At 71.2% G+C, this 24,431-nt stretch carries 28 protein-coding genes; 17 read left to right on the plus strand and 11 right to left on the minus strand.

What is annotated here, in order from left to right; genetic code table 11:
- Nucleotides 1-162: 162 nt before the first annotated feature.
- From ACQEV1_RS07570 to ACQEV1_RS07585, 4 genes are all read right to left on the minus strand, one after another.
- The gene (locus ACQEV1_RS07570; RefSeq protein WP_433392559.1) at nt 163-954 is read right to left on the minus strand and encodes an Fpg/Nei family DNA glycosylase; all 792 of its coding nucleotides are present in this window, start codon (nt 952-954) and stop codon (nt 163-165) included.
- A 1-nt stretch (nt 955) separates the two neighbouring features.
- Entirely contained in the window at nt 956-1,444 is a 489-nt protein-coding gene (locus ACQEV1_RS07575) for a hypothetical protein (protein WP_285621841.1), read from the minus strand.
- On the minus strand, nt 1,444-1,740 hold the full coding sequence (locus ACQEV1_RS07580; protein ID WP_433392562.1) for a hypothetical protein: 297 nt from the start codon (nt 1,738-1,740) through the stop codon (nt 1,444-1,446). The genes ACQEV1_RS07575 and ACQEV1_RS07580 overlap by 1 nt, the downstream gene beginning before the upstream one ends.
- Nucleotides 1,741-1,904: 164 nt before the next feature.
- Nucleotides 1,905-2,147, minus strand: coding sequence for a hypothetical protein (locus ACQEV1_RS07585; RefSeq protein ID WP_433392564.1), 243 nt, complete (start codon nt 2,145-2,147; stop codon nt 1,905-1,907).
- A gap of 176 nt (nt 2,148-2,323) precedes the next feature.
- Between ACQEV1_RS07585 and ACQEV1_RS07590 the strand changes: the two genes are divergently transcribed.
- The 6 genes from ACQEV1_RS07590 to ACQEV1_RS07615 all read left to right on the plus strand — a co-directional run bounded on the left by ACQEV1_RS07590 (nt 2,324) and on the right by ACQEV1_RS07615 (nt 6,920).
- A complete protein-coding gene (locus ACQEV1_RS07590; protein ID WP_285567316.1) occupies nt 2,324-2,785 on the plus strand; it encodes an SRPBCC family protein in 462 nt (153 codons plus the stop codon).
- 69 nt (nt 2,786-2,854) lie between these two features.
- Nucleotides 2,855-3,544 (plus strand): diguanylate cyclase, encoded by a 690-nt coding sequence (locus ACQEV1_RS07595; protein ID WP_433392566.1) that lies wholly within the window; start codon nt 2,855-2,857, stop codon nt 3,542-3,544.
- Nucleotides 3,545-3,602: 58 nt separating this feature from the next.
- Nucleotides 3,603-3,884, plus strand: coding sequence for a WhiB family transcriptional regulator (locus ACQEV1_RS07600; RefSeq protein WP_285621831.1), 282 nt, complete (start codon nt 3,603-3,605; stop codon nt 3,882-3,884).
- Nucleotides 3,885-3,966: 82 nt separating this feature from the next.
- On the plus strand, nt 3,967-4,932 hold the full coding sequence (locus tag ACQEV1_RS07605) for an LLM class F420-dependent oxidoreductase (RefSeq protein ID WP_285621828.1): 966 nt from the start codon (nt 3,967-3,969) through the stop codon (nt 4,930-4,932).
- Between the two features lie 11 nt (nt 4,933-4,943).
- Nucleotides 4,944-5,324 carry a DUF5709 domain-containing protein gene (locus ACQEV1_RS07610; protein ID WP_285567323.1) on the plus strand — a complete coding sequence of 127 codons (381 nt, stop codon included), beginning with the start codon at nt 4,944-4,946 and terminating at the stop codon, nt 5,322-5,324.
- A 399-nt stretch (nt 5,325-5,723) separates the two neighbouring features.
- Nucleotides 5,724-6,920, plus strand: a complete 1,197-nt coding sequence (locus ACQEV1_RS07615; RefSeq protein WP_433392569.1) for a S53 family peptidase — start codon at nt 5,724-5,726, stop codon at nt 6,918-6,920.
- Nucleotides 6,921-6,972: 52 nt separating this feature from the next.
- Here ACQEV1_RS07615 and ACQEV1_RS07620 read toward each other — a convergent pair whose 3' ends face one another.
- Together ACQEV1_RS07620 and ACQEV1_RS07625 are read right to left on the minus strand one after the other, a co-directional pair.
- Nucleotides 6,973-7,380 (minus strand): DUF2795 domain-containing protein, encoded by a 408-nt coding sequence (locus ACQEV1_RS07620; protein ID WP_433392571.1) that lies wholly within the window; start codon nt 7,378-7,380, stop codon nt 6,973-6,975.
- 350 nt (nt 7,381-7,730) lie between these two features.
- Nucleotides 7,731-8,780 (minus strand): TetR/AcrR family transcriptional regulator, encoded by a 1,050-nt coding sequence (locus ACQEV1_RS07625; RefSeq protein ID WP_433405853.1) that lies wholly within the window; start codon nt 8,778-8,780, stop codon nt 7,731-7,733.
- Between the two features lie 446 nt (nt 8,781-9,226).
- Between ACQEV1_RS07625 and ACQEV1_RS07630 the strand changes: the two genes are divergently transcribed.
- Both ACQEV1_RS07630 and ACQEV1_RS07635 read left to right on the plus strand, forming a co-directional pair.
- The gene (locus tag ACQEV1_RS07630) at nt 9,227-10,090 is read left to right on the plus strand and encodes an NAD(+)/NADH kinase (protein WP_285621822.1); all 864 of its coding nucleotides are present in this window, start codon (nt 9,227-9,229) and stop codon (nt 10,088-10,090) included.
- Nucleotides 10,091-10,549: 459 nt separating this feature from the next.
- Nucleotides 10,550-11,323 carry a SigB/SigF/SigG family RNA polymerase sigma factor gene (locus tag ACQEV1_RS07635; RefSeq protein ID WP_433392574.1) on the plus strand — a complete coding sequence of 258 codons (774 nt, stop codon included), beginning with the start codon at nt 10,550-10,552 and terminating at the stop codon, nt 11,321-11,323.
- A 115-nt stretch (nt 11,324-11,438) separates the two neighbouring features.
- On the opposite strand, the gene ACQEV1_RS07640 is transcribed toward ACQEV1_RS07635, so the two are convergent.
- Both ACQEV1_RS07640 and ACQEV1_RS07645 read right to left on the minus strand, forming a co-directional pair.
- The gene (locus ACQEV1_RS07640) at nt 11,439-12,476 is read right to left on the minus strand and encodes an NAD-dependent epimerase/dehydratase family protein (RefSeq protein WP_433392576.1); all 1,038 of its coding nucleotides are present in this window, start codon (nt 12,474-12,476) and stop codon (nt 11,439-11,441) included.
- 45 nt (nt 12,477-12,521) lie between these two features.
- A complete protein-coding gene (locus ACQEV1_RS07645) occupies nt 12,522-13,235 on the minus strand; it encodes a hypothetical protein (RefSeq protein WP_433392578.1) in 714 nt (237 codons plus the stop codon).
- Between the two features lie 177 nt (nt 13,236-13,412).
- Between ACQEV1_RS07645 and ACQEV1_RS07650 the strand changes: the two genes are divergently transcribed.
- Complete coding sequence (locus ACQEV1_RS07650; RefSeq protein ID WP_285567338.1) at nt 13,413-13,583, plus strand: DUF5670 family protein; 171 nt, start codon at nt 13,413-13,415, stop codon at nt 13,581-13,583.
- Between the two features lie 236 nt (nt 13,584-13,819).
- Here the strand turns inward: ACQEV1_RS07650 and ACQEV1_RS07655 are convergent, their stop codons facing one another.
- Nucleotides 13,820-14,491, minus strand: a complete 672-nt coding sequence (locus tag ACQEV1_RS07655) for a hypothetical protein (protein WP_433392580.1) — start codon at nt 14,489-14,491, stop codon at nt 13,820-13,822.
- A 174-nt stretch (nt 14,492-14,665) separates the two neighbouring features.
- On the opposite strand from ACQEV1_RS07655, the gene ACQEV1_RS07660 reads away from it, so the two are divergent.
- Nucleotides 14,666-15,847: a zinc-dependent alcohol dehydrogenase gene (locus tag ACQEV1_RS07660; protein WP_433392582.1), complete on the plus strand. Its 1,182-nt coding sequence runs from the start codon at nt 14,666-14,668 to the stop codon at nt 15,845-15,847.
- Nucleotides 15,848-15,923: 76 nt separating this feature from the next.
- On the opposite strand, the gene ACQEV1_RS07665 is transcribed toward ACQEV1_RS07660, so the two are convergent.
- Nucleotides 15,924-16,895, minus strand: coding sequence for an MBL fold metallo-hydrolase (locus ACQEV1_RS07665; protein WP_433392584.1), 972 nt, complete (start codon nt 16,893-16,895; stop codon nt 15,924-15,926).
- Between ACQEV1_RS07665 and ACQEV1_RS07670 the strand changes: the two genes are divergently transcribed.
- Together ACQEV1_RS07670 and ACQEV1_RS07675 are read left to right on the plus strand one after the other, a co-directional pair.
- Nucleotides 16,878-17,132 (plus strand): winged helix-turn-helix transcriptional regulator, encoded by a 255-nt coding sequence (locus ACQEV1_RS07670; protein ID WP_285621808.1) that lies wholly within the window; start codon nt 16,878-16,880, stop codon nt 17,130-17,132. The genes ACQEV1_RS07665 and ACQEV1_RS07670 overlap by 18 nt on opposite strands.
- A 389-nt stretch (nt 17,133-17,521) precedes the next feature.
- A complete protein-coding gene (locus ACQEV1_RS07675) occupies nt 17,522-17,965 on the plus strand; it encodes a DoxX family protein (RefSeq protein WP_285567343.1) in 444 nt (147 codons plus the stop codon).
- A gap of 167 nt (nt 17,966-18,132) precedes the next feature.
- On the opposite strand, the gene ACQEV1_RS07680 is transcribed toward ACQEV1_RS07675, so the two are convergent.
- The gene (locus tag ACQEV1_RS07680) at nt 18,133-18,918 is read right to left on the minus strand and encodes an AfsR/SARP family transcriptional regulator (protein WP_433392587.1); all 786 of its coding nucleotides are present in this window, start codon (nt 18,916-18,918) and stop codon (nt 18,133-18,135) included.
- Between the two features lie 250 nt (nt 18,919-19,168).
- On the opposite strand from ACQEV1_RS07680, the gene ACQEV1_RS07685 reads away from it, so the two are divergent.
- The 5 genes from ACQEV1_RS07685 (at nt 19,169) to ACQEV1_RS07705 (ending at nt 24,389) form a co-directional block, all read left to right on the plus strand.
- Nucleotides 19,169-20,071 carry a manganese catalase family protein gene (locus ACQEV1_RS07685; protein WP_433392589.1) on the plus strand — a complete coding sequence of 301 codons (903 nt, stop codon included), beginning with the start codon at nt 19,169-19,171 and terminating at the stop codon, nt 20,069-20,071.
- Between the two features lie 106 nt (nt 20,072-20,177).
- Nucleotides 20,178-21,425, plus strand: a complete 1,248-nt coding sequence (locus ACQEV1_RS07690) for an Nramp family divalent metal transporter (RefSeq protein ID WP_433392591.1) — start codon at nt 20,178-20,180, stop codon at nt 21,423-21,425.
- 102 nt (nt 21,426-21,527) lie between these two features.
- Nucleotides 21,528-21,812 (plus strand): hypothetical protein, encoded by a 285-nt coding sequence (locus tag ACQEV1_RS07695; protein WP_285621797.1) that lies wholly within the window; start codon nt 21,528-21,530, stop codon nt 21,810-21,812.
- A 155-nt stretch (nt 21,813-21,967) separates the two neighbouring features.
- Nucleotides 21,968-23,068, plus strand: coding sequence for a carboxylate-amine ligase (locus ACQEV1_RS07700; RefSeq protein ID WP_433392593.1), 1,101 nt, complete (start codon nt 21,968-21,970; stop codon nt 23,066-23,068).
- A gap of 328 nt (nt 23,069-23,396) precedes the next feature.
- A complete protein-coding gene (locus ACQEV1_RS07705; RefSeq protein ID WP_433392595.1) occupies nt 23,397-24,389 on the plus strand; it encodes an iron-containing redox enzyme family protein in 993 nt (330 codons plus the stop codon).
- Nucleotides 24,390-24,431 lie beyond the last annotated feature (42 nt).

The raw sequence follows: 24,431 nt of genomic DNA on the forward strand, positions 1-24,431 counted from the left end.
CGACCGGAGCGGTCGGGAGTCATCCACAGCCGAGACGCGCACCTTGTCCGAGCAGGCGCGCCCCCTGGACACTGAGATTGGGGTGAGCCCCCCGAGGCGGGCGGGGCGTGTCCGGAGGCGGGCGGGGCGTGTCCGGAGGCGGGGCGTGTCCGGAGGTGCCCCTCAGCGAGACTTCGCCTCCGGCTGGCAGCGGGGGCACCACACGGTGGTGCGGCCGGCGACGCGGCCGCGTGACAGCCGCGTGCCGCAGCGGGGGCATGTCGGGTCCGGGTCCTCCCGGCGGCCGGTCAGCCACGTGCGGCGGCCGGGGACGCGGCCCGTCGGGATCGCTCCCCGCAGGACGCGGCGCATCGCGCGGTGGAGTGTGGCGAGTTCCTCCTCGCTCAGGTCGTCGCCGCTCCGGCGGGGATGGACGCCTGCTCGCCAGCAGATCTCGTCCGTCAGCAGGTTGCCCAGGCCGGCGAGGGCCGACTGGTCCATCAGCGTCGCCTTGACCCGGCGGCGGGTCCGCACGGCCGAAGCGAACTCCTCGCGGCCGACCGTCAGGGCGTCCGGGCCGAGTGGCGCGAGAAGGCGGTCGGCGTCCGGTCGGTCTGCGGCGAGCCAGATGCCGCGCAGTTTGCGCATGTCGCGGAAGCGGAGTTCGCCGTCGGGCAGGACGAAGGTCACCCGGTCGTAAGCGTGCGCCGGTGACGTGCCGTCGTCCCACACCATCGCGCCGGTCATGCCGAAGTGGAGCAGCAGCACCGGGTCGCCGGACAGGGGTACCGCCAGCCACTTGCCGTGGCGTTCGGGCTCGCCGAGGGAGAGTCCGATCAGCGTTCCGGCCAGTTTCTCCGGGTCGACGCCGCGCAGCACCTGCGGGTCGTCCACCCGCACAGAGGTGATCCGCCGGCCGGTGCCGTGGTCGGCGACGACGCGGCGGAAGCCCTCGACGTCCGGCAGTTCGGGCACGTCAACAGGAGTACCGGCGCCGGATCAGGCGGTCGTAGGTGATCGCGGCGACCGCGCCGTAGGCCAGGTGCGGCACCGCGTCGGAGATCCAGGACGAGGCCGGCCAGTCGCGCGGATCGGTCAGGCCCGCGGCGGCGGCGGGGGTGTCGCTGGCGAGGGCCGCCACGACTCCCAGGGCCACCGCACTCGCCGCGACCTCGCCCACCGAGGATCGGGGGTCGCCGACCAGACCGTCCAGCAGGCCGTACGCGGCGCTCACCCCCACGCCGGTGGCGATGCCCAGCAGGCCCGCGAGCCCCTGCCTGCGGTTCTCGGCGGTCTCCTCGTCGCCGAGGTCCAGGCCGGCGGCGTCCGTGGCGCGGCCGGCCAGCTGCTCCGGTATGCCGCTGGCGCCCCGCCCGCGCACCGCCATGTCGACGTACGTGACGGCGTTCAGCGCCGTCGTACCGGCCGCCCCGGCCAGCAGCCCCGCGATCAGGTGGTCTTTCATCAGGAATCCCCCGTGGACGACGTTGTTCGCTTCCCTCCCCAGGTGCTACCCGGGCGCCGGGACTCGGTGTCACCGCTCCGCGGGCGACGGCACACGAGCGGCACGGCCGGCGAGATGCGGGGCGGCCGGGCGGCGGCCTTGGCCTGGAGGCGCTCGACGACGAGGTTCTCCAGCATCGGCGGGGTCAGCCGGACACCGAGGTGGTCGGCGCACGCGACCGCGAGGTTGAACTGCCGGTTCACCTCGGCGGCGTCCTCCGGAAACCGCGCCAGCAACCGGGAGCGAACGTCATCCATCGACTCGGTTTCCTGCCGACGAGCCACCATGGCCACCACCTTTTCGCCGAGGAGACGCCGGTCGCGACACCGTCGACCGGCCGAGGATCCGCGCTACCCGCGAAAAAGCCGATCATTCCGATTTCGAGAAGTTCACGTACGGCAACCATCGGCCGACCGTCCGCTCACCGGGTGTCGTCGTGCTCCTCCGCCTCGCGTACGCCCTCCTCGTCGGGCGGCAGTGCGTCGGGATGGCCCACATCCACTCCCGGCACCCCGGTACCACCCGCCTCGTCCTCCTGCCGGGACATGCCCTCCTCGTCCGGCGGGACGGTACGGCCGCGGGCGTCCGACCCCCGCGTCGCCGGGGCGAACCGGCGGTCGTCGGTCGTTTCGGGTTCGTGGCCGAGCTCCTCTTTTTCGGTCATGCGCCCGCCCTACCCCTTCGCGCGCGTGTTGATTCAGCGGCGGCGGCGCCTGTGGTGAAAGGCCTGGTCACGGGCGCTTTCGTCGATCTAGGAGGGATTTCGGGACGCCCTGTTTGCCCCAGACGAGGCCGGGTAGCGCGAGCCATGTACCCGAACACGAAGAGTGGAGGTACACGATGAGTACCGTTACCGAAAGTGTGGACGTCAACGTACCGATCCATACCGTCTACAACCAGTGGACTCAGTTCGCGGAGTTCCCCGAGTTCATGGAGGGCGTCGAAGAGGTCAACCAGGTCACGGACACGATGACGCACTGGCGCGTCAAGATGGCCGGGGTGACCCGTGAGTTCGACGCGCAGATCACCGAGCAGATCCCCGACGAGCGGGTGGCCTGGCACTCCACCGAGGGGCCGGAGCACGCCGGCGTCGTCACGTTCCACCGTACGGGCCCGGACACGACGCGCGTCACCACGCAGATGGACGTCGACCCCGAGGGGTTCCTGGAGAACGTCGCGGACAAGGCGGGGCTGCTCAAGAGGCGGGCCAAGTCCGACCTCAAGCGGTTCAAGGAGTTCATCGAGAGCCGGGGCCGCGAGACCGGCGCCTGGCGGGGGAACGTCGACCGCCCGGAGCCCTGATCCACACCGGTAGGCGAGGCCGTCCCCGCAGCGGGACGGTCTGCCTTCCTCAACGAAGGGAACGCACCGATGAGGCCGTCCCCGCGCCGGCTGGCCGCCGCGGTGACGCACGGGCCCGGCGACGTACGGCGGACGCTGGGCGTGGAGACCGCCACCCGCCGGCTGCTGCTCGGCGGAGTCATGCCGCTCTGGCTCGGCGCGGGGCTGGCCGACTGGTACCGCCACCGGCAGACCCACATCGGGACGACCGCCGGTCCCCGTGAGTCGGCCATCCACCTGCTGATGATGACCGAGACCGGCGTCCCCGTGATGCTGGGACTGTTCTGCGAGGTCAACGCCGGAGTGCTGCTGGCCTCGGCCGGGGCGCTCGGCCTGCACGGCGCCACCGCCTACTGGGATCAGGCCTACGCCGAGGAACGCCGCAGGGTCACCCCGATCGAGCAGCACCTCCACAGCCTGCTCGAGGTCGTCCCGCTGATGGCGACCGGGTTCCTGACCGCGCTGCACTGGGACCAGGCGCGTGCCCTCGTCGGCGGCGACCGGCGTGCGCCGCGCTTCCGGCTGCGGCTCAAACGGCACGATCCGCTGTCCCGCTCCACCCGGGCCGGGCTGATCGCCGCCCTGGTGCTCTTCGGCGCGCTGCCGTACGCCGAGGAGATGTGGCGGTGCCTGCGCGCCCGTCCGACGCTCCGGGCGCTTCCCGCGCCGTCCGAACCGGCCACTGAGGCCCTGCGCGAGCCCGACAAGGCTCCGGCCTGATCCGCGTACCACCGCTCTAGCGGGTACGCCCGCGAAACTTCCCCGAGAGATGGAAATCATGACCACCACGCTCATCGACATGGCCCCGGCCCCCTGGATGACCGAGGGAGCCTGCCAGGACGAGGACCCCGAACTCTTCTTCCCGATCAGCTCGAGCGAGGCGAGCGCCGACCGGGCCCGCGCCATCTGCGACGGATGCCAGGTCCAGGCCGAGTGCCTCCGCTACGCCCTGACCAACCGCATCAAGGACGGCATCTGGGGCGGGCGCACCGAGCAGCAGCGCCAGTCTCTGCTCAGGGCCCGCCGGCGCCGCCGCCTGAAGGTACGGACCCGGCCCTGACGCCTCGAATGCGTGAGGCGTGCCCGGGTAGGGCTCGCCGTACCGGCGGGCGCCCGTACGGAGGAGGGAGAGGAACACCGAGATGACGGCTTTCGGATACACGATGATGTGCGAGCAGGCACCCCCGGACCAGCTGGTACGCGACGTCCAGGCGGCCGAGCGCGCCGGTTTCGACTTCTCGGTGATCAGTGACCACTACCAGCCCTGGCTGCGGTCCCAGGGCCACTCCGGATACGCGTGGTCCATCCTGGGCGCGGCCGCCCAGGCCACCGAGCGAATCCCGCTGATGACCTTCGTGACCTGCCCGATCGTCCGCTACCACCCGGCCGTGGTGGCCCAGAAGGCGGCGACCGTGCAGATCCTGTCCGGCGGGCGGTTCCGGCTCGGGCTCGGCGCGGGGGAGAACCTCAACGAGCACGTCGTCGGGCAGGGCTGGCCCCTGGCCGGCGTACGCCACGAGATGCTCACCGAGGCGGTCGAGGTGATCTCCAAGCTGTTCGACGGCGACGAGGTGAGCTACCGGGGCGAGTACTACGACGTCGAGCAGGCCAGGCTCTGGGACCTGCCGGAGACCCGGGTGCCGATCGGTATCGCGGTGTCCGGCAAGAGCTCGTGCCACCTCGCCGGGGAGAAGGCCGACCTCATGATCGCGACGGAGCCCAAGCGGGAGCTCGGCGAGATGTTCGACGAGGCCGGCGGCGCCGGCAAGCCGCGCATCGGGCAGATCGCGGTCGCCTACGACACCGACCGCGACGCCGCGATGAAGCGCGCCCATGAGCAGTTCCGGTGGTTCGGGCTCGGCTGGAAGGTCAACGCGGACCTGGTCGGCCCGCCCGCCTTCGAGGCCGCGACGGAGTTCGTCACGCCCGAACAGGTCGCCGAGCAGCTGCCGTGCGGCCCGGACGTCGACGAGCACGTCCGGAAGATCAAGCCGTTCGTCGACGCCGGTTTCGACGAGATCGCCCTCGTCCAGATCGGCGCCGACCATCAGGACGAGTTCATCGGCTGGGCGGAGCGCGAGCTCCTCCCGGCCCTGCGATCCCTTTGAGGAGGCCCGATATGACGAACCGTGACCCGCGTTCGGAGCTGGAGGACGAGGGGATCCCGGACCTGCAGGACGGTTATCCCCAGCAGCAGTGGGCCGAGGATCCTCAGCAGGCACCGGTACCCGGCGACGAACCCGTGGCGTTGGAGGACTTCGGCACGACCGCCGAGGAAGAGCGTGAGGGCGAGTCGCTGGACGGCCGGCTGAGCCGCGAGGAGCCCGACGTCGGAGCCGGCGGCGCCACGGAGACCCCGCGCGGCGCCGGCCGGCTGGTGCAGCAGGACGAGGGCGTCCGCGACGACACCGAGAGCGAGGAGATCGCCGAGGACGTCGGCCCGGACTCGGGTGGCTTCACCGCGGAGGAGGCCGCGATGCGGGTGGAGCGCGAAGGCTGACCGGACGACCGCCGGGCCGTCCCCGCCGCCCACGGAGCGGGGGCGGCCTCGGCCTGTTCCTGACTGGTTCGTTTTCTGTGCGGACCCGCCCCACGGTCCGCCGCCTCTGGCCGACAGTGGTCCGACAAGATCGTTGATTTCCCTTGACATGCGACGTCAACGGCTGACTTTCGCCTGCCGTGCCGCGCTGACGAGCCGAGGCGGGCACCGCCGCGCATCAGGCGACTTTACCGATTCTTGACTCTCCTCACTCATCCGCCGTGGTCGGCGGCCTCGACTGCCTTCTGACAGAACTGTTGATCATGCCGAAATTTCGCCGCTGATTCAGTGCTTCATGTCGCGATGACTTATATGTCAGGATTCGCACGTCGTTCCCCCCGCCAGCTCTGAGGAGAGCCCATGCGACGACGCGTGACCGGGACCATCCTGGGCGGACTGGTTCTCGCCCTGGTCCCCTTCCTGTCCTCGGCGGCCAACGCCACGCCCCAGGCGGCGCCGCCCGTCTCCCACTCCTTCCACCACTCATGCGCGACGGCGCGGGCCGGCGTCGCGAACTGCGACGCCCTGGTGCGCAACGACGTGGCCACGAGCGAGACGGCCCTCCGCGCCGCGCTCGCCGCGCCCTCGGGCCTCTCGCCCGCCAACCTGCAGAGCGCCTACAAGCTGCCGTCCTCCAGCGCCGGCTCCGGCCAGACGGTCGCGATCGTCGACGCCTACAACGCGCCGACCGCAGAGGCCGACCTCGGCGTCTACCGCAGCCAGTACGGGCTGCCGGCCTGCACGACCGCGAACGGCTGCTTCAAGAAGGTCAACCAGACCGGCGGCACGTCGTCCTACCCGGCCACCGACGGCGGCTGGGCGCAGGAGATCTCCCTGGACCTCGACATGGTCTCCGCGGTCTGCCCGAACTGCAAGATCGTCCTGGTCGAGGCGACCTCCGCGTCCTTCGCCAACCTGGGCACCGCGGAGAACACCGCGGCGCGGCTCGCCAACGTCATCAGCAACAGCTACGGCGGCTCCGACGCCTCCGACTCCAGCTACGGCTCGTACTACAACCACCCGGGCAAGGCCATCACGGTCAGCTCCGGTGACTCCGGCTACGGCGTGGAGTACCCGGCGTCCTCCCACTACGTGACCGCCGTCGGCGGCACCTCGCTCAAGTCCGCGAGCAACAGCCGCGGCTGGACCGAAACCGCCTGGAGCGGCGCGGGCAGCGGCTGCTCCAGCTACAACACCGCGCTGAGCGGCCAGTCCGGCCTCACCGGCTGCTCCCGCCGCGCCGTCGCCGACGTCTCCGCGGTGGCCGACCCGGCCACCGGCGTCGCCGTCTACGACAGCACCGCCTACCAGGGCCAGAGCGGCTGGATGGTCTTCGGCGGCACCAGCGTCGCCGCACCGGTCATCGCGGGCGTGTACGGCCTGGCCGCCAACGCGGCGAGCATCGACAACAACTACCCGTACACCCACTCCTCGTCGCTGTTCGACGTGACCTCGGGCAGCAACGGCAGCTGCTCCACCACCAAGTGGTGCCACGCGGGCACCGGCTGGGACGGCCCGACCGGCCTCGGCACGCCGAACGGCACCGGAGCCTTCTGACCCCCACTCCCGACGGACGGGCCCGCCGCGACAGCGGCGGGCCCATCCCGTCTCAGAACCTCTCGGTCTCGTGCCCGTACCCGAGCGCGTCCATCACTTCCGGGAGACCGTCGTACTGCCGCTTCGGCAGGTCGCCGAGGGCCCTCACCGCGACGTCCGGCGCGCCCTCGTCCGCCACGTGGGCGGACAGCTGGTCCGGCGTCGCCGGGTACCGCGCTCCGGCCAGGACCTTGGCGAACTCGCTCCGGTCCGCCACGTCCTCCGGGGACATGCCCGGCGGGGCGCCCACGGTGCGCGACGAGCTCGCCGCCGTCGGATCCCGGCCCGCGTCCGTCTCCACCGGTTCGGGATCGTTGCCTCGCTCGGCATGCGTCGGACCGCCGCCGCGCACGAGGCCCTCGGTCTCGTGCCGGAGCTGGTCGTCGAGCCGTGCACCGTGCTTATCGCTCTTGTCGCCCATGATCTCTCCTTCCGTACAACGCAGCCATACCCGTGCCGTGCTCACGGCTTGAGGACGACCTTGGTCCAGCCGTCGTCGCGTGCGTCGAAGCGCCGGTACGCGTCCGGTGCCTCGGCCAGGGGCAGCTCGTGACTGACGCGTCGGTCGGCCGTTCGACGGCCGCGTCCGGGACCTCCTCGACGCTGACGTCCCGCGGACCGTTGGAGACCAGACCCTTCACGTCGTCCTCCCTCGTACCGGGATCGCGTTTCGTGCCGAGGGCTCGCCCTACCCGTTCGAGGAGCGCCAAACAGGCCGGCGGATCGTGGATTCGTCCGGAGCCGGCGCCCGGGTCGAGGTGTCGGTGGAGGTCAGTGTGCCTGGGCCGAGGCGGCGGCGTGGCAGGCGCCGTGGGCGTCGGCTCGGGCGACGACGCGGCCTGCGCGGACGCGGAGCGCGGTCTCGGTGACGTCGCTGACCGCGGGGACACCGGCCGCGGCCGCGACCGTACCCGCCGGGTCGTGCACCACCCGGAGCGCCGGTGCGGACGGGAACGCCTGACGGAGACAGCCGCACAGGTCGGCGACGGTGAGCCGGGCGAGCGGCGCGAACTCGCCCGGATCGCCACTGACCAGGACGACGGTGACCGTCTCACCCGGAGGCAGGGCGCGTACGGCCTCCTCGGCGGCCTCCAGCCGGTGGAGGCCGAGGATCGCCACCACGCCGTCACCGTCGAGCCGGGTGGCCTCGCCGCGTACGGCGTCCACCACCGGTGGAGCGGGCCACGGTTCGTCGACGGCGCGGGCGTCGGGGACGTACGGCAGATGCGCCGGCGGCCAGCCGTCACCGAGGTCGAGGTCGGTCAGCCGCTCGCAGGCGCTGACGACGGTGAAGGGCTCCACGAAGCCGGGCGCCGCCGCGGCGAGGCGGCTGGCCCCGTGCAGTGTGGTCAGCGCCGTCTCCGCGGCCCGGACCATGCGGAGCCGCCTGCCGTCCAACCCTTCGAGCGCCAGGCCGAGCAGCAGCGCGTCGAGGCGGGTGAGCTGCGCGAACGCCTGCCGGGTCCGATCATCGGTGATCACCTCGGGCAGGAGTTCGAGACCGAGCCGGCCGGGTTCGCCACCGGCGAGCGGCAGCCGCGCGAGCCAGGCGCGGGCGAACGCGCCGAGCGCCTCCGACGGAGTACGGCCGTGCTGCTCCGGCCGGGGCGCGCGCTCGGCCTCGTCGGCCAGCACGGCGAAGTAGAGGGCCCGCTTGCCGGGAAAGTTGGAGTAGACCGCGCCACGGGTGAGCTCGGCGCGTTCGGCGATCCGGTCGACCTTGGCGTCGCGGTAGCCCCGTTCGGCGAACTCCGCCCGCGCGGCGGCCAGCACCTTGGCGCGGTTGCGCTCCTGAGTCTCCACCCTGGTGAGCCGCGCCACGTGTCCCTCCCGCTCGGCGGTCGCCGTACCGCCAGATGGTGCGACCATATTACGAAGCCATCCGAACCCCCGGCCCAGGTCGGCGAAGCCCTCCCGCCTGGAGCCCTCCTGCCTGGAGCCCTCCTGCCTGGAGCCCTCCTGCCTGGAGCCCTCCTGCCTGGAGCCCTCCTGCCTGGAGCCCTCCTGCCTGGAGCCCTCCTGCCTGGAGCCCTCCTGCCTGGAGCCCTCCTGCCTGGAGCCCTCCTGCCTGGAGCCCTCCTGCCTGGAGCCCTCCTGCCTGGAGCCCTCCTGCCTGGAGCCCTCCCGCCCGGGGGCCTCCACCCCACCCTTATTGTCCAGTGCTCGAATCCGCGGAGGGAAGCCCGCCACGGCGGCTGTGGACAAAGGCGCCCGCGGCGCCCGCCTCGCCGTACCGAGGGCGTCCGGTGGCTCGTACAGTTTGCGGCATGGGCATGGTGAACACGCTCGGGTTGGTGTTGCACCCGAAGCGCGACTCGAAGGTCGCCATCGACGCGATCCTCAAGTGGGCCTCGAGCCGGGGCGGGACGGTGCTCGGGCTGCCCGAGGAGATCGGCCGGATCGACTGCAGTGCGGTGGCGGTGCCGCCCGAGGAGATGATCGAGCGGGCCGATCTGCTCGTCAGCCTGGGTGGTGACGGGACGATGCTGCGCACCATGCGGCTGGCCGCGGGGCCGTCCACGCCGGTGCTCGGTGTGAACCTGGGCAAACTGGGGTTCCTCGCGGAGATCGACGTCGACGGGCTGGCCGGCGCGCTGACCGCGATCGACGACCACCGCTACCAGGTCGAGCCACGCATGGCGGTGTGCGCCGAACTGCCCGGCGGGCGCGTCGTGACCGCGTTCAACGACATCGCCCTGGTACGGATCCCGGGCGACGGGCTCGCGGCGCTGTCGGTGTCGGTGGACGGCGAGCCGTTCGTCCGGTACGCCGCGGACGCGGTCATCGTGGCCACCTCCACCGGTTCGACCGCCTACAGCTTCTCCGCCGGCGGCCCGATCGTCTCCCCGACGGTGGAGGGCTTCCTGGTGATCCCGGCGGCGGCGCACTCGGCGTTCAACCGGGCGATCATGCTGTCGGCCGACGAGGCCGTCGCGCTGGACCTCCTGCCGATCTCCGGCGATCTCGCCGTGGAGGTGGACGGTGCGGTCGTCGCCCAGATGGCGGCCGGCGACCGGCTGGCCGTGACCGCTCTGCCCGCGGCGGCCCAGGTCGTACGCCTGGGTGGCACGACCTTCTACGAACGCGCCCGCCGCAAACTCCGCGTCAGCGGCAGCGCCGAGGTCGACTAGTGCGGTGTCACTAACGTTTCCCGGCTTGCGGGACGACGTGGGTGGATCCTCGCCGTGAGGCGAGCGACTCGTCGCCACCGCAGGGGGCGGGCGAGGCGGGCCACCGCCGGCCGAGGGATCTGTCCTGTGTCGCCGTCATGAGCGCCGACCCGGCGAACGTTCGTGGTCACCGCACCAGCCGAGCCGCCGACGCGGCCGGACGAGAGCCATGACACGGTCGAAACTCCTCCGGTTGACTTGTCACGCGTCGGGGTAGACGGTGGAGGTACCGCTCCGGCCGGATGCCGGACGACGGGTCCAAAAGCGCGGCCCTCACGTAATCGAACCAACGTGAGGTGACGGCTGCCCATGCGACCGGTGATCACAGACTCGGCTCGGCGACCCAGCGAAGAGACATAGCGAAAACGCCCCACCCATGGTGCGCAGCCGCTGTTCCCGAAACTCTTCCTGGGAGATCGCATGACGACCCAGATCGACTATGACGACGGCCATGCCGAGGCCCTGCTGGGTGAGCTCGGCTCCCTGCCGAAGGAGGACCCCCGGAGCGAGGACATCCGCGCGGAGCTGGTGCGGATGCACATGCCCATCGTCCGCGGCATCGCCCGGCGCTACGCCCAGTACGACGAACCCATCGAGGACGTTCAGCAGGCCGCGATGCTCGGCCTGGTCAAGGCCATCAACCGGTACGACACCGAGCGCGGCGAGCGGTTCCTCGCCTACGCGGGGCCGACGATGACCGGTGAGGTCAAACGGCACTTCCGCGACCGTACCTGGCTGTTGCGCATGCCCCGCCGGCTGCAGGAACTGCGGCTGGCGATGCGTGAGGCCCGGCGCGACTTCTTCCGCGAGCACAACCGCGCACCCACGGTGACGGAGATCGCCGAGATCCTCGACATCAGCGAGGAGGAGGCCATCGAGGTGATCGGTGCCTTCGACGCCTACCGGCCCATGTCACTCGACACACCGGTGGGCGACGAGGAGGACGCCGACACCTTCGGCGAGCTGATCGGCGCGCAGGACCCGGCGATCGAGGACGCCGTGGACCACATCGCGCTACGTCCGCTGCTCGACAACCTGCCCGAGCGCGAGCGGATGATCATCTTGTACCGCTTCTACGGCAACAAGACCCAGACCGAGATCGCGGACTTGATGGGCCTGTCGCAGATGCACGTGTCGCGGCTCATATCCCGCACGCTCACCCAGCTTCAGACCGAGTTGCTCAAGGATTCCTGAAAAGTGAATCGACGGGCCCGGGGCGGGTAGCGACGAGAACCAGCCGACGCGTTGAGACCACCAGCGCGCCGGTCAGCCTGGGGGCGGTTGCCGCGGCAACCGCCTCCAGGCGCGTTCAGGGGAGCTGCCGGCGGCTCGTGAGGAGCTCGCGTACCCGGCTGCCGGTCCGGGCGGCCAGCGGCGGCGTTGGGGTGCCGGCACCCTCGCGCAGCCCGGTGACGAACTCCTCCAGCGCGTCGAGCGCACTGTCGCGCGGCGTCCAGCCGAGCTCCTCCCGCGCGCGGGAGCAGTCCATGATCGGCAGGCGCAGCAGGGCGTCGAACAGGCCCGGTGAGGCCGGCACCAGGTTCAGCCACCAGCCGGCCGCGACCGCGGCGCGTACGAGGCGGGCCGGAACGCGTACGGGCCGCGCGTCCAGCAACTCGGCGAGCTCGGGAGTGCCGATCACCGGATCGGCCGCGACGTTGAACGCACCGCGGGCGTCGCCGAGTGCCGCCAGCCGGTACGCCTCGGCGACGTCCGGGGTGGTCACCACCTGGAACCGCAGCCCGGGAACGTCCGGCACGATCGGCAGGGCGCGGGCGTCGACATTGGGCAGCAGGGGCCCCGCGAAGATACGGCGCTGCTCCTGCGCCGACTCCCGCTTGAAGATGAACCCGGGACGGAGACGTACGACCCGGACGTTCGGATGTTCGGTCTCGAAGGCGTCGAGGACCCGCTCCACGTACGCCTTCTCCCGTGTGTAGGAGGCGCCCGGCCAGCCGTCGGTCGCCCACGACTCGTCGACGGCCCGGTCCTTGGGGCCGGGAGAGTACGCGCCGACCGAGGACGCGTACACCAGCGAGGGCACGCCCGCCGCGGCCACCGCGTCGAAGACCCGCCGGCTGCCGAGCACGTTGACGCGCCAGGTCGCCGCCGGGTCGTGGGTGGGCTGGAAGGCCCAGGCAAGGTGGATGACGGCGTCGGCGCCGCGGAAGAGCGGGACCAGGTCGGTCGTGGTGACGTCCGCGGACGCCCACTCGGCCTTCGGCAGCTCGAGGTCCGGGGTGCGCCGGGCGAGGCACATCAGGGACGTGACGGCCGGGTCGGCCGCCAGCGCCTGCGCCGTGCTCGACCCGACATTGCCCGTGGCGCCCAGAATGACGATTCTCATACAGGAGCGCTACCCCGGATCGCCCCCGCCATGAGTGGGCAGGGGCTACAGGCGGGCGAGGCGGCGGCGCGCGGCGCGCAGGAGGGCGCGCAGGGTGTCCTCGTCGACGTCCTCGGCGATCTCCGGGTCGACGAGCTCTTCGGCCAGCAGCCATTCGAGCAGGGCGATCCGCCGCCGATGCAGGCTGATCATCGCCTCGCGGTCGTGGCGGTCCTCGTCGATCACGCGGGCGGCGGAGGCGAGAAGCTCGTAGTGCTCGCTCAGGGACATGACGGGCAGCCCGGAGCTGACCGGGTGTTCGCGGACCTCCGAGTCGGGATGGTGCTGGAACGCGTCGTCGAGCCGGGAGTCGCCGGTCAGCCACTCGTCGAGACGTGCCGCGTTCGCGGCCGGGTCGTCGGCGCCCTCGGGCAGGTGCCTCGCCTGATCCGGGTCGAGCCAGGCCTCCACCAGGTCCCGGTCGAGCCGCGCCACCGGCTTCTCGAACCGCCGCCGGACCGCCGCCACGTCCTCTTCCAGGACCTCGGCGATCCGCTCCCAGCTCGTGCCCCGCCGGCGTTCGCACGCGACGGCGTACGTCAGCGCCTCGGCGGCCGTACCGACCAGGCGCCCGGCGAGTTCGGCCAGCTCACCGCGCGGGCAGCCGTATTCGTCGTGAGTGGGTACGAGTGAGGCCGCGGTGGTACTGACCTGCGCCGCGCTGGCCGAGAGCGCGACCCGTACCCGGGCTTCCATGCTGTAGCTGAGGTCGTCGTCCATAAGACCCTGACGCCCTTCCCCCTGTCTTCTCATCCTCGCCCCGCTACCCCGGATGCCGGTCACAAACGTTTCCCTCATGATCGACTCCGGCCGGAGCGGAAACGGGCGGAAATGATCTGAGCGCGTTGCATGAACCCGTCGAGCGCGGGTAGCGGGTTGGCCGGGAGGTAATGAGAAATGGTTCCTTTGATTCTGGTTCTTCTGCTGGCCCTGATCCTCTTCGGGGCGGGCTTCGCCCTCAAGGCTCTCTGGTGGATCGCCGTCATCGTCCTGATCCTCTGGGTGCTCGGGTTCGTCTTCCGCAGCGCCGGCTCGTCGGGCTCCCGTGGCCGGTGGTATCGCTGGTGACCACCGTGTAGGCACGTAACAGAGCAGAGGCCCGTCACATCCCGTGGCGGGCCTCTTTCCCGTCGGCCGACGCGATTAGTGATCGTCGGCCGACGGAATGTCATTGAGCCAGGCCGGCCGATCCGGCACCCGCTGACCGAGACAATGACTTCATGGGTCATGCTGAGTCACTACAAGCGTTGACGTATTTCCTCCCCGGGCCTGACTCGCTGGACGCCTGCTGTACTTCTGCTCGGTCAGGGGGTCTTCAGGGATCCGTCGTCATCCGGGGTCGCCGGCGGTGCGGCCGAGTGGACGGCCGGCGGACCGGCGGTGGCCTCGGCGGAGCGCTCGCCGGGCATCGGCCGGAGTGTGCGGCTCGGGGAGGGCGTCGGCGTGGTCCGGGCCGTCGTCCCCGGCGGCGGGGCCACCGAGGACGTCGCGGTGGCCTCCGCCGTGGCCCGGCGGGAGACCGGCGGCGTCCGCGGGGACCGTACGGGCGCCACGACCGGGTGCACCGAGGTGCCCCGCCCGGCCTGGCCGCGCACGGTGTTGGACAGCGGCCTGCCGGTGAACAGTTCGAACGCCGTGACGAGCCCCATCACGGCGAGGAAGACCACCCCCGCCGCGCCGAGCACGACGTACCACTTCGGCCACGGCCGTCCCTGCGTCGTGGCTACGGGCGGCGGTCCGTCGCCCGTCCCGCCGCCGGCGCGTACCGGGATCTTCGCCGCGATCCGTTCCTTGCCGCGGTCGAGGAAGTGCTGGTAGACGGTGGCGCCGGCGGTGGACAGCACGCTGACCGCCCCGGCGCCGATGAGAGTGCCGCCGACCCCGAAGTACGACGACGCCACCGTCGCGGTGATCGTGGCGGCGGCGCCGGCGATGAGTTGCGTGATGCTCAGGTCGAGTCCGTGCTGGCCCGGCATGCTCCCCCTAGTGCGGCCCGGCGTGTCCCGGTTACCAGCCAACACCGGGCGGCTCCGGATCGGCCTCACCTTGGCGCCTCCTTGACGCTTCCCTGGCCCGAACTGTTGGTTCGCCGGATGCCGGGGTAGCGCACAACACCAGGACCACTACCGCGGAAGGGGTGAGGAACGGCGATGAAGGCACTGGCATGGCACGGCCGGCGCGACGTACGCGTGGACGAGGTGCCCGACCCGGCCATCGAGACGCCGACGGACGCGATCATCCGGGTGACGACGACCGCGATCTGCGGTTCCGACCTGCATCTGTACGAGGTGCTCGGGCCGTTCATCGACGAGGGCGACATCCTCGGACACGAACCGATGGGCGTGGTCGAGGAGGTGGGCGCGGAGGTCACCCACATCAGACCCGGTGACCGGGTGGTGATCCCGTTCAACATCTCGTGCGGTCACTGCTACATGTGCGACCAGAAGCTGTACGCGCAGTGCGAGACGACCCAGGTCCGCGAGCAGGGCATGGGCGCGAGCCTGTTCGGCTACACCAAGCTGTACGGGCAGGTGCCCGGCGGGCAGGCGGAGTACCTCCGGGTGCCGCAGGCCCACTTCGGGCCGATCAAGGTACCGGAGGGGCCGCCCGACGAGCGGTTCGTCTACCTGTCCGACGTGCTGCCGACGGCGTGGCAGGCGGTCGCGTTCGCGGACGTCCCCGAGGGCGGCAGCGTGACGGTGTTCGGGCTGGGGCCGATCGGGCAGATGTGCGTCCGCGTCGCCCGCCACCTGGGGTACCGGGTGATCGGGGTGGACGGCGTGCCGGAGCGGCTGGAGATGGCCCGCCGCTACGACATCGAGGTGCTGAACGCCCAGGACTGCGACGACGTGCCGGCCGCCGTACGCGACCTGACCGACGGGCGGGGCACCGACTCGGTGATCGACGCCGTCGGCATGGAGGCGCACGGCTCGCCGGGCGCGAAGATCGCCCAGAGCCTCACCGGCCTGCTGCCCGACGCCGCGGCCGCGACGTTCATGAAGAAGGCGGGCGTCGACCGGCTCGCCGCGCTCTACCAGGCCATCGAGACGGTACGACGGGGCGGGACACTGTCGATCAGCGGTGTGTACGGCGGCACGGCCGACCCGCTGCCGATGCTGCGGATGTTCGACAAGGGCATCCAGGTGCGGATGGGCCAGGCGCACGTCAAACGCTGGATCGACGACCTGCTGCCGCTGGTCACCGGCGACGGCGACCCGCTCGGCGTGGAGGACCTGGCCACGCACCGCCTGCCGCTCGATGAGGCGCCGCACGGCTACGAGATCTTCCAGAAGAAGAAGGACGGCGCCATCAAGGTGCTGCTGACGCCGTGACTGACCAGGTAGCGGCCCCCTCACCTGCATATAACGCCGTAGGTGAGGGGGCCGCTTGGTGCCGGCCCGCGGACCTTTAGAACGAGGCGGGCGAGAGAAGTGCAGGGGAATCGGTCAGCAGCTGGAATCGGTTGTCCTCGTGCTGGATGCGGCCGCCGGTGGGGTGGGTGAAGTGGGTGCCCAGCAGCAGGTCGTCGGTGGCGGCTAGTTCGGTGAGCAGGCGGTGGCGGGTGGTTCGTGCCTCGGCAGGGTCGACGTCGCCGACGCTACCCATGTCGGGGTAAGCCAGTTGCACGGGATGATGCAGGCTGTCGCCGCTGATCAGCGCGTTGCGGCTGGCGCCGGTCAGCTTCACCGACAGGTGGCCGGGCGTGTGGCCGCGTGTCGGTACTAGGCGGACACCGTCGGCCACCTCAAGGCCTGCGGCGGGGATGTCGAGCAGGTCGTACAGGCCGTTGTCACGGATGGGTCGCAGGGAGTCTCGGTGCGCCTGGGCGACTTCCTCGTCGCTTTCGGCGGCGGCGGTCCAGTAGTCCCATTCCCTGCGGTCGGTGAGGTAGCGGGCGTTCGGGAAGGTCGGTGTCCAGCGGCTGTCGACCAGGTGAGTGTTCCAGCCGATGTGGTCGACGTGCATGTGCGTGGTGATCACCAAGTCGACGGTGTCCGGGGCGTAGCCCGCGGCGGTCAGCCGGTGCAGCAGCGGGGTCTGGAGGTTGTCGGCGTCGGGTATTTGCCGGGGCTTGTCGTTGCCGATGCCGGTGTCGACCAGGATGCGTTTGCCGTTCGTCTCGATCGCGAAGAGGTGTACGTGCATCGCAAAGGCTGTGCCGTTGGTGAAGTGGGGTTGCAGCCAGGGGATTTGCAAGTGCTCCGGTGTGGCATCGGGCAGTAGCCACTGACTGGTCGCCGGTGACATGTCGATTTCGTCGATTCGGCGTACGACGACGCCTCCAAGGTCCCAGCCCAGGAAGGCCGGGGATACACGGCTTGTGCCATCTTGAATCCATTCATCTTTTTGACCACCGGTTCCGTGGACGTTCGTCAGCACATCGCCGGCATCAGCCAGAAGATGCTGTCGCAGTACCTCAAGTCGCTGGTGCGGTACGGGCTGGTCGAACGCCTGGTGGAGCCGACCGTCCCGCCGCAGGTCACCTACAGCCTGACGCCACTCGGGCAGAGCCTGGCTCAGCAGCTGTGCGCGCTACTGGGCTGGTTCAGCGCCAACACCTCGGCGCTGGAGGCCGCCCGGCAGCGCTACGACGGTGCCGACTCCCTGGACCGGTAGCGTGCCGCGGGTCGGACAGGCGGGGAATCTCGACATCGATCAGCGAGGCTCCTGCTTCACGCATCGCGATCGAGGGCGCCGGGCCGTCCCTGGGCCGTCACAGGCTGGCCACGGGCGACCAACAACAGCCGATGACCGCTGCTGACATGCAGGTCAGCTAGGGCTGGTGTGGGTAGTCGCGAACTAAAGACCATCACCGACATTAACCGGCAGATCGAGGCTGGCTTATGAAATCCATGAAAGGGAGTTTTCTGTAGTTTAGTAACCGGCTTACACTCCAGTAATCACGCCGGTAAACGATCTGGCGAGAAGGTCTTTTCCGTCCCTCACCGTCGCCCGACGGCCGGCCCCCTTGGCCGTCCGCGGGTCCCCCTGCCTCGGAGGAATCGATGCAACGGCTGCGCTCTTCCGTACTGTCGCTTTTCCGCGTCGTGGTCGGATTCTTGTTCACCTGTCATGGAGCCGCGACCTTGTTCAACGTCCTCGGCGGCGCGCACGGCGGAGCGCAACCGCACCTGGGCGAGTGGCCTGGCTGGTGGGCCGCCCTGATTCAGTTCGTTGCCGGCGGGCTGGTGACCCTCGGGCTGGCCACCCGCGTCGCCGCGGTGATCGCGTCAGGGTCGATGGCCTACGCCTACTTCACCGTCCACCAGCCGAAGGCGCTCTTCCCCATCCTCAACGGCGGCGAGCCGGCGGTGATGTTCTGCTGGTCCTTCCTGCTGCTGGCCCTGTTCGGCGGCGGGTCGTGGGCGCTCGACACGCTGTTGAGTCGCCGGGCACGGCCCGCGGTGGCCAGGACCGTCGAACCGATTTCCGCCGGATTAGAGGTCTGACCCGCACCACGGGCGCCCAGCACCGCAACACGGCCAATAACGATGACGGGTCTGGGAAAGCCGCCGGTATGCGTTGCGAAGGCGGACGTAAAGCCCGACTCGGAGCTGTGATCGATTGAGTGGGTGCGACGGCCCTCCATCGGCCGGACCGGTGGAGGCCGCCGTGCTCAGGTCGCCTGGACGTCCATCGGGCGGCCGAGCAGGTGGGCGATCAACGCGCGGAACTGCTGCGACGGGCGCAGTCCCAGCTCGCTGCCTGCCAGCCGCCGGTAGAGCTCGTACTGGCGCAGTGCCTCGGCCGGATTGCCCTCGGCGAGGTGCACCCGGACGATCGCGCGGTGTGCGCTCTCCCGCAGCGGTTCGCAGTCGACGGCCGCCAGGCCGGCTTCCAGCGCCGCGTCGAAGCGGCCGTACCGGCAGTGTCGCGTGCACAGGGTCTCCAGCGCGTGCAGCCGGATCTGCCGGAACCACTCGCGCGTCGGCAGCAGCCACTCATCGGCCCAGTCGGGCAGCACGTCCTGCCGCAGCACCGCCAGGTCCAGGTCCCACGAGGTGTCCGGCGCGGACGACAGGGCGGCGGTCCTCGCGTGCACCGTCTGGAGGTCGACGACCGTGTCCCGCCGCAGCTCCAGCCCGTGTGCGGTCGACATCATCGGGCCGCCCCCGTGCTCCCGCCGTAGCCGCCAGAGGGCCGACCGCAGGTTCGCCGCGGGGCGTGGGTCGGGATAGTCGGGCCACAGGACCCGTGCGGCGGCCGCCCGGTTGACCATGGCGCGCCGGGTGGCGACGTACGCGAGCAGCCGTTGCGCGGACGGGCTCGCGGCGATGGTCCGGTCTCCCCGGCGAAGCTCGAACCCGCCGAGCAGGCGCACCGTGTATCCGGCGGTGACGTGCTCTGCCTGCGGCATGGCGGCCATCGCGTCCTCCGGGGCGGCGGGTGTCGAAATACGCACTTGAGACGTCGCCTACCCGCTTTGAGGCAAATACCCGTCTGCATGCCGGTAACGCCGCGCTGACAGAGTTCGCCGACCCGCTCGTCACGGCCCCGTCACCGCCTCGTACGGCTGGTCATCCGCGCCTGCGGCCCGGCCCGGAGCGGGACACGGCGGGAGCGGTGACGCGGGCGGCGACGCCGTGGTGACGGGTGGGAGACGGGTGCCGCATAGCGTCCCTCACGTCTGACACCGATCGTGAGGAGTGAGCGTGTTCCGGCACACCGACCACCTGCAGTTCGACGCCAAGCCCGAGAAGCCCGACCCCGTGTTCGCGCACAAGCTCCAGGAGCTGATCGGCGGGGCGTACGGCGAGATGACCGTGACGATGCAGTACCTGTTCCAGGGCTGGAACTGCCGGATGCCCGGCAAGTACAAGGACCTGATCATGGATGTGGCGACCGAGGAGATCGGTCACGTGGAGATGCTCGCGGTCATGGTCGCCCGCCTCCTCGAAGGCGCCCCGGCCACCGCGACCACCAAGGCGGCGCTGGCCGACCCGGTCGTCGGTGCGGTGATCGGCGGCATGGACCCCCAGCAGGCCATCGTGGCCGGCGGCGGAGCGCTGCCCGCCGACAGCAACGGCTACCCCTGGAACGGCAAGTTCATCGTCGCCAGCGGCAACCTGCTCGCCGACTTCCGCGCCAACGTCGCCGCCGAAGCCCAAGGCCGCCTCCAGACCGCACGCCTCTACAACATGACGGACGACCCGGGCGTGAAGAACATGCTCAAGTTCAACCTCGCCCGCGACACCCTCCACCAGAACCTCTGGCTCAAAGCCATCGAAGAACTCCAGGCCGACGGCCTCGAACCCACCACCGTCGCGCCCAACGCCCTCCTCGACGAAGAACACGCCGAACACGCCCAGACCATCTGGCACCTGTCCGACGGCGCCGCCGCCACCGACGGCGGCTGGGCATCGGGGCTTCAGCCCGACGGCGAACACGAGTTCACCTACCTCATGGACCCCGAACCCCTCGGCGACCTGGCCGCCGCGCCCCCGCCCGACCCCAAGCTCTACGCCACCTACGACGGCAGCATGGGTGAACCCAAGGGTCCCGTCCTCGGCACCGAGACCGGACCCTTGGGCAAGCTCAAGGACAAGTTCACCTGAGGCCGGAGCAGGCGTCGGAGCCCCACCGCGAGCCGTGCGGGGCCTCCGGCGCGGGATCCCCCGTCCGGCACGCCCGGCCGAGGTTCCGCGGCCACGAGGAGAACAGGTGACTGTCGTGCTCGATCCGGCTCAGTATCAGGAGACCTTCCCTCCGGTCGCATCCCGCCCGACGGCCGCCCCCAGAGCCCGCCGCATCGCCGGCATGTGCGGGCCGGCGTTCGTCATCTCGGTGGCGTACGTGGACCCGGGCAACTTCGCGACCAACATGTCCGGCGGCGCCCGCTACGGATACCTGCTCCTGTGGGTCGTCGCCGTCGCGAACGTCCTGGCGATGTTCGTCCAGGCGCTGTCCGCCAAGCTCGGCATCGCGACCGGGCAGACCCTGCCCGAGCTGTGCCGCGACCACCTGCCGCGCCCGCTGACCTGGATGCTGTGGGCGCAGGCGGAGCTGGTGGCCGTCGCCACCGACCTGGCCGAGTTCGTCGGCGGCGCGATCGCCCTGAACCTGCTGTTCGGCGTCGCCCTGCTGCCCGCGGCGGCGATCACCGCGGTCGTCTCGTGCGGGCTGCTCGCGCTGGCACCGCGGGGCCGCCACCGGTTCGAGGTGGTGATCGGCGGCATGCTCGCGATCGTCCTGGCCGGCTTCCTGTATCAGGCCCTACGGGCGGGGTCGTTCGCCGGAGCCGCCGGCGGGTTCGTCCCGCGCCTCGCCGGCCCGGACAGCCTCCTGCTCGCGACGGGCATCGTCGGCGCCACGGTCATGCCGCACGTCATCTACCTGCACTCGGCGCTGACACGCCGCCAGTCCGGCCGTGCGGCGCTGCGGTCGAGCCGCGTGGACATCCTCGTCGCCCTCGGCGTCGCCGGGCTGGTCAACATCATGATGCTGACCGTGGGCGCCACCGCCTTCCACGGCCACGACCCCGGCGGTCTCCAGGCCATCCACGCGGGCCTCGGCGACGTCCTGGGACCCGGCGCCGCGGTGGCCTTCGCCGTCGCCCTGCTCGCCTCGGGGTTGGCCTCGTCCAGCGTGGGAACGTACGCGGGCCAGATCATCATGGACGGCTTCCTGCGCCGGAGGATCCCGGTCCTCGTCCGCCGGCTGCTCACCATGGCCCCGGCCGTCGCGCTCCTGGCCGCCGGCGTGGACCCCACCCGGGCGCTGATCCTCAGCCAGGTGGCGCTGTCCTTCGGCATCCCGTTCGCGCTCATCCCGCTGATCGCCCTGACGAGCCGGCGGACGCTGATGGGGGACCTGGTCAACCGCCAGTCCACCGTCATCGCCGGCGCGGTCGTCACCGCCCTGATCACGGCGCTCAACGGTTTTCTGATCAGCCAGGCCCTGGCGGGCTGACCCGTTCGGCTCCTTCGGCGGCCGCCGCCGGGCGTGGGGTGGCGGACTGGCTGGATGGGTACGGCTACGGCAGGCAAACGCACAGTTCAGGGGGGAATCGTCATGATCAGCATGCTCCGCAAGGCGGGTATCTCGTCCTCGATGCTCTACACCGCAGGGTTCGCGTCCATCGGCATGTCGGTGGCGTCCTGGATGATGTCCCGCAACATCGAGTCGCGTGGCATCGCCCGCGCGGACCGGTGGGGCATCTTCGTCGGACAGTGGGCCCCGACCTTCTTCGCGCTCGGCAACGCCATGCGGATGGAAGAGGAGATGGGCGAGACCATGCCGGCGGAGCGGGTGGAGAGGATGAAGAGCCGCGCCCGCGAGAGGATGCCGGTCAGCTGACCTCGCCGGCCGTGCCGGTATGACGGTGGCCGCTGCTGGGCATTTCCCCAGGAAGAGGGCTTTCGACCCGGCGCGGCACGCGATTCACGTTTCACGAGCGCACCCGGTGTCGCCGCCTGGGGCGACACCGGGTGGTGCGGGGAAGGCGCGGCCTGGTGGACAGGAACGGTCGGACGATGGGGGTCGAGGAGGAGTTCCTCCTGGTCGACGCCGTCACCCGCCGTACCTCGCCGCACGCGCCGGCGGTGCTCGCCCGGGCGGCGAAGGCGTCTCTGCCGGAGGTGATGTTCCAGGCGGAACTCGTCGCCACCCAGGTCGAGGCCGCGACCGGCGTGTGCCGTGACCTGGAGACACTCCGCCGGCAGCTCGCGGACGCGCGTACCTGCCTGGCAGCCGCGGCACGGGCCGAGGGGGTGCGGCTGGTGTCGACGGGCAACCCGGTCCTGCCCGGACGTACGGCCCCGTTCATGCCCGGCGAGCACTACGCGCGGATCGCCGACATCCTGGCGGGCACGGTCGTCGGCCACGAGACCTGCGGCTGCCACGTGCACATCGGCGTCCCGGACCGCGAACTGGCCGTCGGCGTGCTCAACCACCTGCGGCCCTGGCTGCCGACGCTGGTCGCGCTGTCGGTCAACTCGCCGTTCGACCACGGCCGCGACTCGGGTTACGGGAGCTGGCGGATCCAGGTGCAGGCGCGCTTTCCGGGCGGGGGCGTCCCGCCGTGGTTCGCCTCCGCCGCCGCGTACGACGAGTTCCTCGACCGTATGGTCGAACTCGGCGTCCTGGCGGACCGGACGACGACGTTCTGGCTGGCCAGGCCGTCACCTCGGCTGCCCACGATCGAGGTACGGGCGAGCGACGCGGCGGCCACGGTCGACGAGGCGGTGCTCCAGGCGGCCGTCGTACGGGCCCTCGTGGTGACCGCGCTCGGCGAACTCGCCGGAGGCAGGGAGGCGGCGCCGGTGGGGGAGCAGCTGTGCACGGTCGCGCTGTGGTCGGCGGCCCGGTACGGCCTGACGGGGCAGGGCATCCATCTGCTCGAAGAACGCCGGACGGCCGCCCGGGACCTGCTGGATGAACTCCTGCGCCGGATACGCCCCGCACTGGAGGAGACCGGGGACCTGGGGACCGTCCGCGCGCTGATCCGCAAGATCGGCCACAGCGGCACCGGCGCGGCCCGCCAGCGCATCGCCGCCGTCCACGGCCTGCGAAGCGTCGTCGACATGCTCATCCAGCAGACGGGCCGCCGCTGATGCCGGCCCACCGAGGCGAGACCCCCGCCCGCATCGCCGCGAGACGCCCTGCCCTCGGCCTGGTGCGATGCCCTGCCCTCGGCTTGGTGGGACGCCCTGCCCTCGGCTTGGTGCGATGCCCTGCCCTCGGCTTGGTGCGATGCCCTGCCCTCGGCTTGGTGCGATGCCCTGCCCTCGGCTTGGTGCGATGCCCCGCCCCCGGCCCGGTGAGACGCCCCGCCCGCCCTGGGGGCTCCAGCCCACTTCCATTGTCAAGGGCCGAGACCTCCCGAAGGAAGGCGTCCCCGCGGTTGTGGACAAGCCGGGGCCGAGGGAAGGAGGGAACCTCGTGACGTCGAACGTCATCGTCGCACCGCCGTTGCCGGAGGCGCGGGGGCCGTTGTCGGCGGCGGTCGTCTCCGCGCTGCGGGACGGTGCGCCGGCGTCCATCGTCAGGATGGACGCGGATCCCTTCGGCGAGGATCTCCAGCTCGCGCTCTACACCTGTTACGAGCTGCACTACCGCGGTTTCGACCGGGTCGATCCGGAATGGGAGTGGGAGCCGGGACTGCTGCGGCTCCGTGCCCGCATGGAACGCGTCTTCCTCGACGCCATCCGTACGGAGCTGCCCGGCGGCGACGACGTGGGCGCCGCGCTGCGCCGGGTGACCGCCGAGGCGACCGAGGACACCGGGGTGAGCGCCCACCTGCGGGACCACGGTGAATGGTGGCAGCTGCGCGAGTACCTCGTGCACCGCTCGATCTACCACCTGAAGGAGGCCGACCCGCACGCCTGGGTGATCCCGCGGCTGCGCGGGCAGGCCAAGGCCTCGCTCGTCGCCGTCGAGTACGACGAGTTCGGCGGGGGACGGGGGGAGCGGATGCACGCGCGGCTGTTCGCGGAGCTGATGCGGGAGACCGGGCTCGATCCCGCGTACGGGCGCTACCTCGACGCGGTTCCCGCCGTGACGCTGGCGACCGTGAACATGATGTCGATGTTCGGCCTGCACCGGGCGCTGCGAGGAGCGCTGGTCGGGCACTTCGCGGCCGCCGAGATCAGCACCCCGCCCGGCGCCCAGCGGCTCGCCGAGGCCCTCGAACGCCTGGGCGCCCGGCCGGGGGCCGAGGTCTTCTTCACCGAGCACATCGAGGCCGACGCCGTGCACGAGCAGGTCCTCCGCCGCGACGTCGTCGGCGATCTCCTCGCGGGCGAGCCGTACCTGGCCGCCGACGTCGTGCTCGGCGCGCAGGCGACCGCGATGCTGGAGGAGCGGCTGGGCGGCCGGCTGCTCGGCGCCTGGCGCGCGGGCGAGTCGTCGCTCCGGGCCCCCGTGCTCACCTGACCCACCCCGGAACCAAGAGATGCCCAGGGTTTCTTGACCCGC

This window comes from Actinoallomurus sp. CA-142502, from assembly GCF_050936355.1.
Lineage (GTDB): Bacteria > Actinomycetota > Actinomycetes > Streptosporangiales > Streptosporangiaceae > Actinoallomurus > Actinoallomurus iriomotensis.

Bases quoted from the DNA above. Each gene is read 5' to 3' on its own strand.
- ACQEV1_RS07575 (WP_285621841.1), bottom strand. From the start codon at position 1,444: ATGAAAGACCACCTGATCGCGGGGCTGCTGGCCGGGGCGGCCGGTACG.
- ACQEV1_RS07580 (WP_433392562.1), bottom strand. From the start codon at position 1,740: ATGGATGACGTTCGCTCCCGGTTGCTGGCGCGGTTTCCGGAGGACGCC.
- ACQEV1_RS07585 (WP_433392564.1), bottom strand. From the start codon at position 2,147: ATGACCGAAAAAGAGGAGCTCGGCCACGAACCCGAAACGACCGACGAC.
- ACQEV1_RS07590 (WP_285567316.1), top strand. From the start codon at position 2,324: ATGAGTACCGTTACCGAAAGTGTGGACGTCAACGTACCGATCCATACC.
- ACQEV1_RS07595 (WP_433392566.1), top strand. From the start codon at position 2,855: ATGAGGCCGTCCCCGCGCCGGCTGGCCGCCGCGGTGACGCACGGGCCC.
- ACQEV1_RS07600 (WP_285621831.1), top strand. From the start codon at position 3,603: ATGACCACCACGCTCATCGACATGGCCCCGGCCCCCTGGATGACCGAG.
- ACQEV1_RS07605 (WP_285621828.1), top strand. From the start codon at position 3,967: ATGACGGCTTTCGGATACACGATGATGTGCGAGCAGGCACCCCCGGAC.
- ACQEV1_RS07610 (WP_285567323.1), top strand. From the start codon at position 4,944: ATGACGAACCGTGACCCGCGTTCGGAGCTGGAGGACGAGGGGATCCCG.
- ACQEV1_RS07615 (WP_433392569.1), top strand. From the start codon at position 5,724: ATGCGACGACGCGTGACCGGGACCATCCTGGGCGGACTGGTTCTCGCC.
- ACQEV1_RS07620 (WP_433392571.1), bottom strand. From the start codon at position 7,380: ATGGGCGACAAGAGCGATAAGCACGGTGCACGGCTCGACGACCAGCTC.
- ACQEV1_RS07630 (WP_285621822.1), top strand. From the start codon at position 9,227: ATGGGCATGGTGAACACGCTCGGGTTGGTGTTGCACCCGAAGCGCGAC.
- ACQEV1_RS07635 (WP_433392574.1), top strand. From the start codon at position 10,550: ATGACGACCCAGATCGACTATGACGACGGCCATGCCGAGGCCCTGCTG.
- ACQEV1_RS07640 (WP_433392576.1), bottom strand. From the start codon at position 12,476: ATGAGAATCGTCATTCTGGGCGCCACGGGCAATGTCGGGTCGAGCACG.
- ACQEV1_RS07645 (WP_433392578.1), bottom strand. From the start codon at position 13,235: ATGGACGACGACCTCAGCTACAGCATGGAAGCCCGGGTACGGGTCGCG.
- ACQEV1_RS07650 (WP_285567338.1), top strand. From the start codon at position 13,413: ATGGTTCCTTTGATTCTGGTTCTTCTGCTGGCCCTGATCCTCTTCGGG.
- ACQEV1_RS07655 (WP_433392580.1), bottom strand. From the start codon at position 14,491: ATGCCGGGCCAGCACGGACTCGACCTGAGCATCACGCAACTCATCGCC.
- ACQEV1_RS07660 (WP_433392582.1), top strand. From the start codon at position 14,666: ATGAAGGCACTGGCATGGCACGGCCGGCGCGACGTACGCGTGGACGAG.
- ACQEV1_RS07675 (WP_285567343.1), top strand. From the start codon at position 17,522: ATGCAACGGCTGCGCTCTTCCGTACTGTCGCTTTTCCGCGTCGTGGTC.
- ACQEV1_RS07695 (WP_285621797.1), top strand. From the start codon at position 21,528: ATGATCAGCATGCTCCGCAAGGCGGGTATCTCGTCCTCGATGCTCTAC.